At 41.5% G+C, this 15418-nt stretch carries 13 protein-coding genes; 5 read left to right on the forward strand and 8 right to left on the reverse strand.

What is annotated here, in order from left to right; translation table 11 throughout:
* Positions 1-6: 6 nt before the first annotated feature.
* A complete protein-coding gene (locus PJ15_RS05425) occupies positions 7-1761 on the forward strand; it encodes a hypothetical protein (RefSeq protein ID WP_004770456.1) in 1755 nt (584 codons plus the stop codon).
* A complete protein-coding gene (locus PJ15_RS05430) occupies positions 1743-3833 on the forward strand; it encodes an EAL domain-containing protein (protein WP_047428776.1) in 2091 nt (696 codons plus the stop codon). The genes PJ15_RS05425 and PJ15_RS05430 overlap by 19 nt, the downstream gene beginning before the upstream one ends.
* A gap of 99 nt (positions 3834-3932) precedes the next feature.
* On the opposite strand, the gene rpmE is transcribed toward PJ15_RS05430, so the two are convergent.
* The 4 genes from rpmE to PJ15_RS05450 form a co-directional block, all read right to left on the reverse strand.
* Positions 3933-4157 carry a 50S ribosomal protein L31 gene (gene rpmE, locus PJ15_RS05435; RefSeq protein ID WP_004770458.1) on the reverse strand — a complete coding sequence of 75 codons (225 nt, stop codon included), beginning with the start codon at positions 4155-4157 and terminating at the stop codon, positions 3933-3935.
* Between the two features lie 199 nt (positions 4158-4356).
* Positions 4357-5331, reverse strand: a complete 975-nt coding sequence (locus tag PJ15_RS05440) for a bile acid:sodium symporter family protein (protein ID WP_171248573.1) — start codon at positions 5329-5331, stop codon at positions 4357-4359.
* Between the two features lie 133 nt (positions 5332-5464).
* Entirely contained in the window at positions 5465-5866 is a 402-nt protein-coding gene (gene gloA, locus PJ15_RS05445; RefSeq protein ID WP_004770462.1) for a lactoylglutathione lyase, read from the reverse strand.
* A 2-nt stretch (positions 5867-5868) separates the two neighbouring features.
* The gene (locus PJ15_RS05450; RefSeq protein ID WP_047428780.1) at positions 5869-8040 is read right to left on the reverse strand and encodes an AmpG family muropeptide MFS transporter; all 2172 of its coding nucleotides are present in this window, start codon (positions 8038-8040) and stop codon (positions 5869-5871) included.
* Positions 8041-8224: 184 nt separating this feature from the next.
* On the opposite strand from PJ15_RS05450, the gene PJ15_RS05455 reads away from it, so the two are divergent.
* On the forward strand, positions 8225-10861 hold the full coding sequence (locus PJ15_RS05455; RefSeq protein WP_047428782.1) for a Lon protease family protein: 2637 nt from the start codon (positions 8225-8227) through the stop codon (positions 10859-10861).
* A 37-nt stretch (positions 10862-10898) separates the two neighbouring features.
* On the opposite strand, the gene PJ15_RS05460 is transcribed toward PJ15_RS05455, so the two are convergent.
* From PJ15_RS05460 to surE, 3 genes are all read right to left on the reverse strand, one after another.
* Positions 10899-11828: a LysR family transcriptional regulator gene (locus tag PJ15_RS05460; protein WP_004770466.1), complete on the reverse strand. Its 930-nt coding sequence runs from the start codon at positions 11826-11828 to the stop codon at positions 10899-10901.
* A 135-nt stretch (positions 11829-11963) separates the two neighbouring features.
* Positions 11964-12794: a peptidoglycan DD-metalloendopeptidase family protein gene (locus tag PJ15_RS05465; RefSeq protein ID WP_004770467.1), complete on the reverse strand. Its 831-nt coding sequence runs from the start codon at positions 12792-12794 to the stop codon at positions 11964-11966.
* Between the two features lie 109 nt (positions 12795-12903).
* Positions 12904-13674 (reverse strand): 5'/3'-nucleotidase SurE, encoded by a 771-nt coding sequence (gene surE, locus PJ15_RS05470; protein ID WP_004770469.1) that lies wholly within the window; start codon positions 13672-13674, stop codon positions 12904-12906.
* A 102-nt stretch (positions 13675-13776) separates the two neighbouring features.
* On the opposite strand from surE, the gene PJ15_RS05475 reads away from it, so the two are divergent.
* Positions 13777-14151: an MCR_0457 family protein gene (locus tag PJ15_RS05475; RefSeq protein WP_047428784.1), complete on the forward strand. Its 375-nt coding sequence runs from the start codon at positions 13777-13779 to the stop codon at positions 14149-14151.
* Between the two features lie 100 nt (positions 14152-14251).
* Here PJ15_RS05475 and PJ15_RS05480 read toward each other — a convergent pair whose 3' ends face one another.
* Positions 14252-14611 (reverse strand): hypothetical protein, encoded by a 360-nt coding sequence (locus PJ15_RS05480; protein ID WP_005258570.1) that lies wholly within the window; start codon positions 14609-14611, stop codon positions 14252-14254.
* A gap of 327 nt (positions 14612-14938) precedes the next feature.
* On the opposite strand from PJ15_RS05480, the gene PJ15_RS05485 reads away from it, so the two are divergent.
* Complete coding sequence (locus PJ15_RS05485; protein WP_004770474.1) at positions 14939-15343, forward strand: MCR_0457 family protein; 405 nt, start codon at positions 14939-14941, stop codon at positions 15341-15343.
* Positions 15344-15418 lie beyond the last annotated feature (75 nt).

The following is a 15418-nucleotide window of genomic DNA, read 5'->3' on the forward strand; positions in this document are numbered from 1 at the left end:
AACACAATGATGAATAATGCTTTTTCGGATATTTTTCAAATTCCAACTGTCTTGAGACGAGACAAACTCAGCTTTTGCGATACCAATTCGAAAAGTCTAAATGAATGGATTTCCAATTTATCCATCATGCAGTTGGGTGATACCTCTAAAGCATTATTTGCAGCCTTACTTGAACTGAGCGAACTTGAGTGCCCTGAAACTTTACGTTTTGATTTGGTTCAGGTGTTGCACCCAACTATTGAAAATGTTTTGGGAAGTCTGGAAAAGAACTTTTTCAATCAGGGCGTGATCAGTTCAGATCGTAATGAGCACATTATTGAACTAGCCATGTTACTGCGCTGTTATTTTGCAGCGATTTATATCAATATTGTCCGCCGTAGTAACGATCAGCTCGATCAACAGAAATTCTCTATCTTTGCGCTAAACCAAAAGAAAAATCTACAAACGGCACGTACCCTAGCAACTTTTCAGTCCTTGCAACAACTGACGCAACTGCTCTATCAACAACATATGTTGTATAGCGAACCTGTGGCTGGACAATGGCTGATTGCGCATCAGCTGTATGATGCTGCAGTGACACATAAATATCAGCATACCAATCTGGATCAGGTACAAGGCAAACCGAATGCTTTGAGCAACATCTCACAAGCCTATGCCCAATTGATTTTGATGGATATTTTTAATACCAATCAAATTCGCCAATCCGAAATTCAAGCGTTATTCCAGTGTAGTTTTGACTGGGCAAAAATGGTTCAGATCCTGACCAAAGAAACAGACCTGACCAAATATGTAGTCGACACCACCAAGGACCACCCGCCCATTTATAATAAAAAACAAAGCTCTGGCTTTAATCCAAATATTTTTATTAGTACGCATAGCTTACTGGATCACGTCACAGCAACCCTGCATAAAAATGCAGAATATGTTTCCAAGAATGAGAAGATCTATTTAACCCCTGCATTAAAATTCCATGTGCAAACCATTCTGGGCACGACAGCAGAACGTCGACATGAGCGTTATGAATATTCGGCTCAATTGCATATCTGTTTTGGCTTACTTACTGCTCACTTTTACCTATCTAAAGCCAAAAATTTTTCAGAAACACTGTTGTTAGATCATAGTTACGGTCTACAAAATGAATCAAAATTTATGTCTGCTTGGGATAAGAAAGGCTCAACGGACAATCAGGAATCGGCCATTCAACGTTTAAGCCGTGAAAGTAAAGCCGTTTACCAAGCTGATATCCTCGATATTAGTGTGAACGGTTATCGTATTAAATGGTCTGGGGAGGCACCAAAGAACTTAAGAACAGGTGAATATATTTTAGTTAAAGAAACATCGCATGGGCATTGGCGTGGCGGTGTGATTCGTTGGCTCAAACAATCGACCGAGAAAAGCCTGGAACTCGGCTTAGAAGTGCTGGCACAGGAGATCTTCCCTTGTGCGGTACGTGTTCAGGCAGATCGCCACATCAGCAATTATCATCCTACACTTTTATTAAAAAACCAGAATTTGGATGAAACCAAAACAACTTTAATTTTACCAGGTTCACAAATTTTTCGAGAACACCAAGCTGTTCATTTAAGATTGGGGAAAGAGGAAGTAAAAGTGTATTTATTAAACGCACAATTAATAACCCAAAGTTTTGTTCAATTTGATTTTGAACTGCTGAATGATGAGGAACAACCGATTCTTCAGCGATATATGGCACAAAAGAATATGGACACCATTGATCAAGATTTATGGGAAGCTTTAAAGTGAGAAATTCTTTACTCTCTAAAAAATTAAAACGCACTGAAACACGTTTATTGATTATTGATGACAACCAGCTTCGTTATAATCAGATTTCAGCTTTATTTACGGCTCAAGATCATCAAATCAAAGCAACTTTGCTTGATGATCTTAAAACCTTCGAAAAACAGCTTAATTTACCTTGGGATATCGTTATTTTTGGTCGGGCCTACGACTTAAAAATCGAACAGACTCTCTCCCTGATTCAAGCCTCATCGCAACCAAGTTTGCCAGTTCTGTTACTCGAACCTGAGGACTATAAAGCCGATCAATATCAGGCTTATATCCATAAAGGCATTTATGATATCTTGAATCTAAAATCCCCAGAAAAATTCTATATCAGTATTATTCGCGCGCTTTCTTACAGTCGCTTAGTACAAGCAGAACATCGCTTGCTCAATGAGCTGGAAGCTGCACAAACGCAAGCGCAATCATTGGTTGCAGAAAGCCATAAAGCAGTTGCTATTTTGCAGGAAGGTATTCACATGAATGTGAATGCTGAATATGCAAATCTATTTGGTTTTGCCAATCCAGAAGAATTAGTAGGCTTGCCGATTCTGGATGTATTGCAGCCAGAAGACTTAAGCCAGTTTAAACTGCGCTTTAAAAAGATTTCTCAAGGACAGTTTGAACAAGGCCGTTTTGAACTTCGCACACAAAACTCGACGGTGAAGCAAAATCCCCTTCATCTGGAATTCTTACCTTCAGGCAATGAAGATGAAATCCAGCTCAATATTGAATGTGGCACTTCGTCTCAAGCGGCAGCAACGCCTTCAACAGCCGCACCTGCCGAAAAAGCGTCGAGTTTAACCAGTGCCTTACAACACATTAACCGTCAGCTGACCAATCACCCTGCAAATGCCAATGCGCTGGTTTTATTCAGCTTAAGCAATTGCCCAAGTGAGGTTTTTCAAACCGATTGGCGTGGGACGCGTGCGTATTTTGCCAATATCCCTCACTTCATTAAAGAACAAGTGAACGTCCCTGTGTGTCAGGTTGAACACGGTTTGTATGTCTCATTATTTCAAGCGGAATCAAAGAGCGTACTCAATTCGCTCCTGATTGGTTTGAATAGCTTACAAAAACCACAACTGGTGGTGACCGATCATTACACCTTTCCGCTGCATTTAAAATTAGGCTATTGTGAAATTATCCAACCAATTGCAGATGAAGTTCGTTTTGAACAGGTTTTAACCAAGGCTTTCCTGGTTCCTCTACCTGTGTTTAATAGTCCGAAAATTGATGCAGATATTGGCCTGACCACAGAACATATTCCTGTTGCTGTACAATTAACTCTGCTACAAGAGCTGAAAAAGAAACTTGATGCTGGCGATATCCATCTGAAATATCAGCAGCTCTATGATAAGCAGGATCAACACACGCACACTTATGAAGTATCTGGCGGGTTTATCTATAATAATCAGTGGCAGGATTTAAGTGATCTTGGCGACTTGAAAGATGATCCTGAGCTCTCTATTCAACTCGATCGCTGGATTCTTGTTGAAGCCTGCAAGCAGTTACACAACTTTATTACCCAATATCCAAAAGCGAAATTGATTGTAAATCTCAATCATCACGTCTTGCTGAATGATAAAAAGCTGCCAGAACTGGTGGCGAAGCTGTTAACCATTATTGGCAGTAAACAAGCTCATCCTTTAATTTTGCAGTTCTCTGAACAATCACTGCAACAAAATCTGTCACAGGCACAACCGCAAATCGCTTTATTACGTCAGCACGGTGCCGAGATTTCAATCCGCGGTTTTGGTGATTCTCTCTACAGCGATTCGATGTTGCAGCAAATCGATGTTCAGTATCTGAGCTTGCATAGCAAACTCACCCAAATGCTAAGCGCTGAAAAAGAGATGGCGACACTACAAGAGAAGATTTTGCACTTTATTGGGCAAAAACCTGTCGAAATCTTTTTAACTGAACTCAACGATATGAACCTGTTTGCCAATGCATGGAATGTTGAAGCACGCTTTTTGCAAGGCAACTATTTCCAGAAAAAACTGGATCGCCTGACTGACGTACAGGATCAATAACGCCTTCTTAGGGTTGAGGAACTGCTGCAAGTGTTCCTCAATCCAATAATCCACAGGCATAAAAAAACGGGCATATAGCCCGTTTTTTCTTTCTTGATATTAACGTTTGATAGAACGTGACATACCAGAGAAACGTTGTTTGAATTTGTCGATACGGCCGCCTGTATCCACATTCTTTTGTTTACCAGTATAGAATGGGTGGCAAGCTGAACATACGTCAAGGTAAATTGTTTCTTTACCAAGCGCAGATTTAGTTTCGATAACGTTACCACATGAACAAGTAGCAACTAATGTTTCGTATTTAGGGTGAATATCGGCGCGCATGGTCGATGCTCCTATTTAGTAAGAAAGGCTTAAGCTGTTATCGCAATTGATCACTCTCAACATGAGGAAAGCAAAGTGTTCTCACACTTGCAGATCAACACCACAACAGACCATTTCTTTTGACTCACCGAGACTCTAACGGTCAGAGCAAAGCCAACAAGTGGCGAGCATTATACGCCAATAAATTAAATTTTGCGAACTATTCTTGATTCGATTTTGACCAATGATTCGCAATAATGCCACAGACCATGAGCTGGATTTGATGAAAAATCATAATCGGCAGCACAATCATTCCCAAAGGCTGTCCAATAAACAGGATCTGCGCCATCGGGACACCACTCGCCAAGGTTTTCTTGGAGCCGCAAAAGAAAATTGTAACCTGATCCGCTCGTGTAAAGCCTAACCATTTTGGCACATATAAAGCCAGCAACATCACGATGGTTAACAGTACCGAACATGCCAAGATTAAATAAAACAATGTCAGGCCATTCACCTGTTGCCATAGACCAGCAATCACGGCGCTACTAAACGCACCATAGACCACCATCAGAATCGATCCCTGATCGAAAGCCTTGACCAGACTTGGCATTTTAACCATATAAGGAAAAATATAAGGACGTAGCAACTGACCTAATACAAAAGGTACCAGTAGCAACAAAGTAATTTGCAGAATCGATTCGGTCGGATCAAAATCATGCTGACTTTGGCCTAAAATAAAATAGCTGACCAAAATCGGGGTAATCATCATGCCGACAATATTAGAGAAAGACGCACTACACACTGCCCCAGCCACATTGCCTTTGGCCATAGAGGTAAATGCAATTGATGACTGCACTGTTGATGGCAAGAAGCATATGAACAGGAAGCCCCAATAGAGTTGCTGACCTAATAATGGCTCTAACACAGGCTTTGCCAATAACCCAATTGCTGGAAAAACCAAGAAAGTAAAAGCAAACACTAAAGCATGCATTTTCCAGTGCAGCATGCCTTCAACCACAGCTTCACGTGAAAGTTTTGCCCCGTGCAAGAAAAAAAGTACGGCAATTGCAACAGTCGTAAGAATATTAAAATAATGTGCAACCTGACCTGAAACTGGAAAAAAAGTTGCCAGTATCACCATCACAACCAATAAAATTGTAAAGCGGTCCAATGCCAATAATTTCAACATAACTATCCCTATCCACGCTAATAATGAAAAAGCCCAATATGGCGAATAATTCAACCATTTGATCAAATTACTCATCATACTGGGCTATTTAAATAAAGCTAGCGTTTTAGGCCAAAAATCTTGAACTTTAAAGCCAAGATTAGTTGTTATAGGCATCCTGATCTTGTTGAATCAATTCGACTTTATAGCCGTCTGGATCTTCAACAAAAGCAATTACCGTCACACCACCTTTCATTGGGCCAGCTTCACGTACGACTTTACCGCCACGCGCCTTGATTTCTTCACATGCTTTATAAGCATCGTCTACACCAATCGCAATGTGACCATAAGCATTGCCCAAGTCATAGCTAGAAGTATCCCAGTTATGGGTGAGCTCAAGTACGGTATTGTCTTTTTCATCACCGTAACCCACAAATGCTAACGTAAAACGCCCTTCTTCATAGTCACGTTGGCGTAGCAATTTCATACCAAGTACCTCAGTGTAGAACTTTAAAGACTGTTCTAAATTACCTACTCGTAGCATCGTATGTAACATGCGCATAGTTATTCACCTTTCTGCTGTGTTGTCTGGTTTTCATGATCACGTAAAAGTTTCGCGACCCAAACCACAAGAACTAAAATTGGGATACCAATTAAAGTCGTCATTAAAAAGAAATTCGGATAGCCAATATTGCTGACAATTGTTCCCGAATACCCACCCAACAATTTAGGCGTGAGCGTCATAAGAGAACTGAAAATTGCATATTGAACGGCTGTAAATGATACGCTGGTTAAGCTAGATAAGAAGGCGATAAATGCCGCACCTGCCAAACCAGAGGCTAAATTATCGATAATAATCGCCAAATACAACCATAAAGAACTATAGCTCTTAATCACCTTACCTGAGAGTTCAACAGTTCCAGCCTGACCCGGATCAATCACCGCCACAGGCTGAATATCAATATCTAGCGCCTCGGCATGTGAAGCAGTATCGATACGATATTGTCGTGTTGCCAGTAATTCATGACCAGCATTATTTTTCAGATTTGCCAAAGCAGTAATGGTTTTGCTACTAGATGCTTGCAACAGTTTGCCGTCTACCGCACCCGTAAATAAACCATTGGAATCAACTTTCGCGACAAATTCCTGACCATCGAGTTTTAAAACAACAGGACGTTCAGCATTTAAATCTTCAGCTTTGATTCCTGCCAACTGCCCTTTAATCACCAGACTTTGTTTTAACTCTTTTGCCGTTAACTGATCGTCATTACTAATCGGCAACAACTGGATTTGTGGCTGTTGCGAAGTAATTAAATAAGGCACTGCAAGTTGAATGTTTGAATCAGCTTGATTCTGATACTGGGTACTGACCTGAACTGAATTCGCTTTCGCCAAGACCTCATTCGGTACTTGCAACTTCCAATAGCCCACCTCATCAGTGTGTACCTGATAGCGTTGCTCACCCACCTGAACTTGTACCTGATCCAGTGGTTTACCAGATTTCACCAAACCAATGAAAATCAAATTGGTTGAACTTGCCAGCACCGCACCCACAAACATCAGTTTCATAATGTTCATACGTTGCGCCAGCAAACCACCAAGGAAACCACCAATCAGGCTAAATAGAACGCCATAGATCTTCACGGCTTCCGCAATCTGTTCTTTACTAAAGTTCAGATCCTGATAGAACACATTGGAAATGACCCCTGCAATGATGTCCGAGATACGGAAAAAGCCGATGAGCAATAACAGTACCAATGCAAGCTTGACACCATAACGCTTAAAGAAGTCCAGAATAGGCGCAACCCAGGTTTCTTTCGCCATTTGCTGATTCACAACACCGATTTTGACCAGTCCAAAACCAATCAATAGCGCAGCTGCTGTAGCGGTTAAAAAGCGCAGGGCTTCCAGACCAAATAATGCGGCTGTGTCTTTAATGTCTGCTGATTTAGAAATTGCCTCTGTTACATTACCTGAATAGATATAACTCACCACGAATGTAGCGACTGCAACAAAAAACACAAAGACCAGGCGATAATAATCAGTGGTTTTGTAGTGCTTATGAATACGATTGACCTGTGGCTCACGCACACAAAGCGTGGTAATAATACCTACGACCATGACTGCGGCCATAGTTAAATAAGTATATTTCCAAGCCTCATAAATATAATTCCCTTTCGCTGTACCTAGATAGGCAGCCAAGAACAAAGCACCTGCACCCGCAACAATCATCCCGATACGATAACCAGCATTGTAAGTTGACGCTAACACGGTCTGCATTTCAGTTTCAGCGAGCTCAATACGATAAGCATCAATCACAATATCTTGCGTTGCCGCCGAGAAGCCCAGTAACACAGCGCCCACAGCCATCTGGATCAAATAACTTTGTCCAAGTGCCGGATCAGAAAATGCCATGATACAAATCGCACAGATAATCAAACTTTGTGCAATCAGCAACCAGGCACGACGACGCCCCAAGCTTTTGGTTAGAAAAGGAACTGGCAACTCATCAATCAGTGGTGCCCAGACAAACTTAAAGGAATATCCCAATGCAGCCCAACTGAAAAAGGTAACAGCACTCTTTTCAATGCCCGCCTCACCTAACCATAAAGACAAGCTAGAAAAAATCAATAAAATTGGTATCCCCGCAGAGAAACCAAGAAATAACATAATCAGGGCACGGCGATCTAAAAATGCTTTAAATGCCGAAGCCCACCCAGTGGCTTGCGTTGTCATTGGTTATTATTTTCCAATAATCTATAAATGTGCTTATTCAATCGTTTCTTGCTCTTGCTTGCAAGTTGCTTTATGCAATCATTCTTTTGTTTTGTCGATAAAAAACACAAGTTCGCTTGATCTTTAGGTCCAAAACTGTATACCTTTAATTACTCAACTTACGTTTATTTGTTGGATAGCAACAGTGACCCAAAAACTTGATCAAATGACTGCAACAACTTTATCTTTAACACCAACAAACACGATTACAGCGAAGATCAATTCATTTCCAAGCGCTTTTGAGCAGACGGACATACAACCAACACTGATTAAAACAGCACTACGTGCAGACCAACTCACGCATACTCCAGATTTAGCGGAAATACCAAGTTCAACCAAACGAATCAAGCCGCTTAATAACTTCTTAGGACAAGATCGCGCACGCGCTTCGGTTGAGGCGGGTATTGCCCTGCCTTATTCTGGCTATAATATTTTTGCTGTGGGGACAGCTGGACTGGGTAAGCGCACCATGATCAAGCGTTTACTGCAACAACACGCCAAAACCATGCCAACCCCAGACGACTGGGTATATCTCAATAATTTTAAAAATCCGCGCCAACCGATTGCTTTACGCTTTCCAGCAGGACAAGGCGTTAAATTCCAGAATGCCTTACAGCAAACATGGCAAATTATTCTTAAACAATTAGAACGTCGCTTTAGTGCCGAAAGTTATCACAACCGCATTGAACGTATTCGTCAGGCTACAGGTGATGTCCAACAGCAGGCACTGGTCGAACTCACCAAAGAAGGTGAAGAACTCGATTTAAAACTGATTTCGCGTAATGACAAACATGTCTTTATTCCGATGCAACTCAAAGATAATGAATATCATGAGTTGACGCAAAGTGACCTGAATACACTCAATAGCAAAGAGCGTGCTGAAATCACCTCAAATATTCGCTATATGGAGAAGAAACTTGAGCGCCTCGGATTACATCTCGGTGATCTGGAAGATGATGCACGCGATCAGGTTTCAAGTCTAAATCGAGATATCGCAACGCAAGTGGTCACACCTCGGGTAGAATCGATTTTAAATAAAAATAAAGACGTTACAGGTCTGGATTTATATTTAAAGCATTATGCAGAAGACATTATTGACAATGTTGAGCTCATTCTTGAACAAGAAGAGGATGACTTTACCCCAGCTTTATTCAACCGTGTTCCATCACGCTACCAAGCCAATGTCATTGTATCGAATAAACCGAACAGCGGTGCGCCAGTCATTTTTGAAGACTTCCCGACACACTACAACCTGTTAGGCCATGTTGAGCAACTAACCCATAACGGCACCATTACCACTGATTTTACCTTGATTCGTCCAGGTTCATTACATCAGGCCAATGGTGGCTTTTTAATGCTGGAAGCAGAGCAATTGCTTGAGCAACCTTATGCATGGCAGGGTTTGAAACGCGCATTAAAATCTGGTCAGCTTAAACTGTCTTCACTAGAGCACATGTTGACCCTAACAGGTAGTATTTCGATAGAACCTGCTTCAGTTCCCCTTGATATTAAAGTAGTTTTATTGGCAGAGCCTGAAATTTATTATGAAATTTTAGAGGTTGAACCTGAGCTCGGCAGTGTCTTTAAAATTCGCGCTGACTTTACAGATACATTACAACGTAATGACAGTAATGAGCAGGCATATATGCAGTTGATTGCGGATTATGTACAAGCTGACAAGCTATTGCCTTTTGATCGCTCGGCACTTGCAGCGTTACTGACGGATTCAAGTCGTCAGGCTGAAGACCAAAGCTCACTCTCTTTGCATGCCTCTACGCTGGGTGACTTAATTCGCGAAGCACATCACCATGCATTTAAGGCAGGCGATAAAATTGTGACCGATGAGCATGTCAATCACGCATTGCATCACCGCCAATATCGCTTAGGCTATTTACGTGAACTCTACTGGCAGGATCTGTCTCGTGGGACACAATTGATTGAAACCTCTGGACATCGTCTAGGACAAATCAATGCCCTCTCGGTGATTCATTATGCTGATGTCGAGTTTGGTTTGCCTTCTCGTCTCACTGCCTCTGTTTATCAGGGTGGCGGTGATATTCTCGATATTGAGCGCAGTGTCGAACTAGGCGGCTCTCTACATGCCAAAGGTGTGTTGTTGATGTCGAGCTTCCTAAAAGCACATTTTGGTCGCGAACAAATCCTGCACTTCTCTGCAGCATTAGCTTTTGAACAAAGCTATGGTCAGGTCGATGGTGATAGTGCGACAGTTGCAGAATTGTCTGCACTGATCTCCGCAATCTGCCAGATCCCGATTGATCAATCTTGGGCAATCACAGGTTCGATGAACCAGTTGGGTCAAGTTCAGCCGATTGGTGGAGTCAATGCCAAAATTGAAGGCTTCTATGATGCCTGCAAATTGCAAGGCCTAACTGGCAAACAAGGTGTGATTATTCCGCGTCAAAACATGCAACACCTAATGCTACGTCAAGATGTCAGCGAAGCGGTTAAAGCGGGACTGTTCCATGTTCACGCAATTGACACCATTGACCAAGCTTTAGAAATTTTGATGGCGCGTCCAGTCGGTACGCTGGATAAAAAAGGTCGCTACAGCAAAAACTCGATTTATGCTGCAGTGATGGAACAACTTGAGTACTGGCAAGCAATCGAAGACGGCGAAGCGGTTGAAGAGGACGAACCCAAGAAAAAGAAAAAGCGTAAAAAAGCCAAGAAAGATGAGGTGGAAGCAAAAGCAAAAGCGAGTGAAGAAAACACTGCTGAAGCGAAAACGCTGAAATCGCTGAGTAAAAAGAAAAGTAAATAAAGAAAAGGCCATGTTCTTCGGAACATGGCCTTTTGACTTAGGCGACACCCTGCAAGGAGCGTCCACCGGGTAACTGGGCAAAATATTGCTTCAAGGCATCAATACAACGATGAACCTTCATTGGATATTGTTCACGCTTCGAGGTTAAAGCATGCAAGGTATAAGCTGGTAGTTGCCAATCTGGCAGAACCTCAACCAAAGATCCATTGATCAGCTCTTTTTGAATATCCATATAGAGAATACGCGCCAAACCATGTCCTTGTTGGCATAAAGCCTTGGCAACGAATACATTATTGGTACCTAAACGAGTTTTCATATCCACATTGACTACATCCCCACTAATACCGTGGCGGAAAGTAAAATGCTGATAGTTTTGCATTAAGGTAATTGGAAGCAACTCATGATGACGTAAGTCTTCAGGACGGGTAATCGGTTGTGCCTGATTCAGATAACTTGGAGATGCAACCAGAACCTGATCTACACGTGCTAAAGGCACAGCAGACAATTGCTGATCTTCCATCTTCAAACTCATTCGAATCGCAATATCAATACGCTCTTCGATCAGGTCAATATAACGATGGTCTGCTTCAAAATGAATCGCCAGCCCTTTATGCGCCGACATCCAGTGAGACAATGCAGGAATGACGTGTAATGCACCCAATTCAGGTGTGGTGGCAATACGCAGATCACCAACCAGATCATCACGTAATTCATTAATACGAATTTTGCCCCGTTCAGCTGCAGCCAGCATTTCCTGACAACTGAGGAAAAATGCCTGTCCAGCTTCTGTAAGACTGAGTTTTCGGGTTGAACGATGAAGTAGGGTCACATCCATTTCTTGTTCTAAAGAACGGATTTGTTGACTAACTGCACTGGTTGTAATTCCGAGTTCCCTTGCTGCACCACTAAAAGAACTTTTTTCTACAACGCAAGCAAAGACCCCCATTGCACGCAATTGATCTAGCATAGACTTCCCTCTCAACTTAATTTATTAATATGCTTATTGTTCTAATGAAAGCAATCAAATTAAGTATACAAGGAAGTCTATTTTTAGACTAGGGGATTATTAATAAATTATTGAAAGTTTATTAATAATCTTTAGTTAATTTGGTAAAACTGTGCTTGGGTTCACAGGTTTGCCATCTAGGCGAACTTGGAATTCCAACATGACTTGCGATGCACCAGAAGACCCCATTTCTGCAATTTTCTGTCCAGCTGTCACGTTATCACCACTTTTCACCAGCATTTTGCTGTTGTGTGCATAAGCTGTGATATAGCCATCAATATGTTTCACCAACACCAGATTGCCATATTCTTTTAGGCCGTCAGCCGCATAGACCACCTGCCCATTTGCAGCAGCAAAAATTGGATCGCCAACATTACCACCATAGCGTGTACCTTTTACATTACTCGCCAGATTGAAAGTTTGAATCACAGCACCATTCGATGGTTTAACCCAACGCAGGCTTGATGCGACAGTCGAAGATGACGGATTCACTGGAACTGCCGGCACGACAGGACGAGGTACAACTGGTTGTGGTTTTGGCGCTACAGGTTGCTGAGTTGGTAAATTAATGCTTTGACGCTGGATTGGAGCTGTTTGCGCCATCGCTTGCGTTGATGTAGTGCGCTGAGCAACTGAACCTTTTAAACGCAATGATTGATTGACATAAATACGATAAGGCGGTGCGATATCATTCAGTGCAGCAACATTAAGATAGTTCAAACCATAACGATTTGAGATCCCGCTTAAGGTATCACCTGAACGCACCGTGTAATAGTTTGGTGCTGGCATCGTATGACGTGCTCCACCATTGACTTGCGGTTTTGATGCACACCCTGTCATAACTGCCACTGTCGCAACCGCCATAGACAAAACGATTGTTTTAATCATTTTCTGTGATAGAAAAACCGAGACATGGTTTAAGTGCATCTTCGCCCTCATCGAAAAAACCTCAATTTATTTGCGCTAAGAGTATCAAAAAAGTGAGAAAAAACGAGTTCTCACTTTCTTTATTCACAAAGTTATAACATTCACACCATTATCCATTTACATGAGCATGTAAATTTTCCAGCACCGTATAGTTGGTTGCATCCATCTGGATTGGAGTAATACTGACATAACCATTTGACACAGCAAAGAAGTCTGACTGAATAAAATCCGAGACAGGCTGCGGATCTGTCACCGCTTCACCAGCCAATCCAATCCAGTACACCTGACGCCCACGCGGGTCAACATGACTGCTGATCGGTTTCGATTGTGCCCTGCGCCCTTGATAGGTCACTTGAGCACCTTGAATCTGCTCAACATCTGGAATATTAATATTAAAAATATGGCGCGGCGGTAAAATCGGTAAGCCTTTGGCAATAAAGTCGTGTACCCATTGTGCTGCTTTTGCATAATGTTCTGGATGCTCATATGCACGTACATTCGCGCCCGCCAGAGATACTGCAATCGCAGGATGTTTCATTAAACGCCCTTCAAAAGCTGCACCAACAGTCCCTGAATATAAAACATCATCGCCCAGATTCGCTCCACTATTGATTCCGCTGACCACCAGATCAAATTCAAAATCAAATAAGCCATTCATGGACAAATAAACACAATCTGCTGGTGTGCCATTTACCGCCCAGACATCTTCAGATATTTGAACAGGACGTAAAGGACGGTCCAGCGTTAATGCACTTGAATAACCACTACGTTCACTTTCAGGCGCGACCACAACCACACGACCCAAAGGTTTTAATGCTTGAGCCAAAGCTTGTAGGCCAGGCGCGAACACACCGTCATCGTTTGCAATTAAAATATTCACTAAAATCAATTCTCTTCAATGTTACTAAGCAGTTTTTTCAATTGAATTATTCTTTGAATTATATATATTTATGGCTTCTTAGTATTAAAAATTTACGCAGCCATGAGACATTTATCTAATTTTCTTAAAGTTTTTGGGGTGAGTTTCACGCTTTTTACAGCACCTGTTGTATTTGCAGATGAAGCGGTTTCAGTTAAAGAAGCAGATGCATTGATTAAAGATGATATTGCCAATGCTCAAGTACTGATTGAGATGTGTCCAGCTCTGATTGGTAAAAATACCAAATTTGATCAAAACATCAAAAAAATGGTCGGAACTTATTTAAGTAACTATTCTGACAAATCAGCTTCGCTTGAGAGTTTGCAAAAAGATGCTGAATTTAAAAGTTTGTTGAAGGATGCCCATGAAGCGGCAACTGAAGTCGACAAGGCTGAGCAAAAAGCTGTATGTGAAGAAGTATTGAATTTCGAAGGTTAATCACGTTTTGGAATATCAGTGTGGTTTTAAATCTAGATTGTTTAAAACCACACCTTCTCCATTTCATCATCCACATCATATCCTTATATCGCTACAGCAATTACCACGCATCTGGCTCGCGAACCATATGAATAATATTTGCAGGGCTGGTAATCCATCCACCCTTAAAACCTTCGGGCAAAGGCTCAATCGCATCACAACGCACAACACCCGCTTCATTTAGATATTGAGCTGCCTCAGTAAAATCATCCGTAAATAGTTCAAGCCAAAGTTCTGCCTGACTCATCTCTGGCACGGCGGCGATCCACAGTTTGACTGGCCCGAATTCAAAACCAATATCAGGTTCTTTTTCTGTAATCTGTTTAAGACCAATCACATCCCGATAAAATGCAACCGTCGCTTCAAATTGATGAGGTGGAAGTTTTAGTGCGATATCAACACCACCATTAAATCTATTCATTCTCTTACTCCTTACATTCATCTCTTGTTTTCTTTATCAATTCCTTCTCATCATTTTTAATTTTCCACCTCACTTCTTGATGGCTATTTTTTAATCTTGTTTAAGTCTATACAGGATGTCAAGTGAACTCATGCCACCCTCTGCGACAGCGAAAGCAGGACGAATACAGCAGGAGAAAATCGCTTAAATCTATTGAAGAATTTTCAATTCTGAAAATTTAAACCCACACTTTCTCCACGTTTCCTACAGCAAACATACAATTTTTTACCTGCTTCTATGCTATAAGTTATTCAAATTCTTTAAGTCTTGTTCTGAGTTTGATTTCTTATGAAGAAAAATGTTTTTAAAACACTAGGTTTATCATTTCTCATCGCTTCTAGCGCTTTAGCTCCTACAGCATTTGCGGCAGATAAAAAATCTACGGATGCAGAAAAGATTGAAGTGACTCCAACTTCTGATAGCGTAACCAAGCAAGAGCTTGCAGCGATCTATGTTCTCTCTGAAATTTGCCCAAGCCTGATTGGCAAAGATTTAAAATTTAACAAAGCCTATGACAATCTGGTTAAAGCTTATTTAAATAATGACCCGAAAGCGGTTGAAACTTTAAATAAACGTGTAAAAGGTCAAGATTTTAAAGAGGCTTTAAAAGAAGCACGTAGTGATGCAAAAGCAGCATCTGACAGTGATAATCGTCAAATTTGCGATGATGTCCGTAATTATTATTCCAAATAAGATGAACAATTAAGGTTCAGGTTACAATACTGCATGAAAAAGCCGATTTCCCCCGTAGAAGTCGGCTTTGCTTTA

It is taken from the genome of Acinetobacter sp. neg1 (assembly GCF_000788125.1).
GTDB lineage: Bacteria > Pseudomonadota > Gammaproteobacteria > Pseudomonadales > Moraxellaceae > Acinetobacter > Acinetobacter vivianii.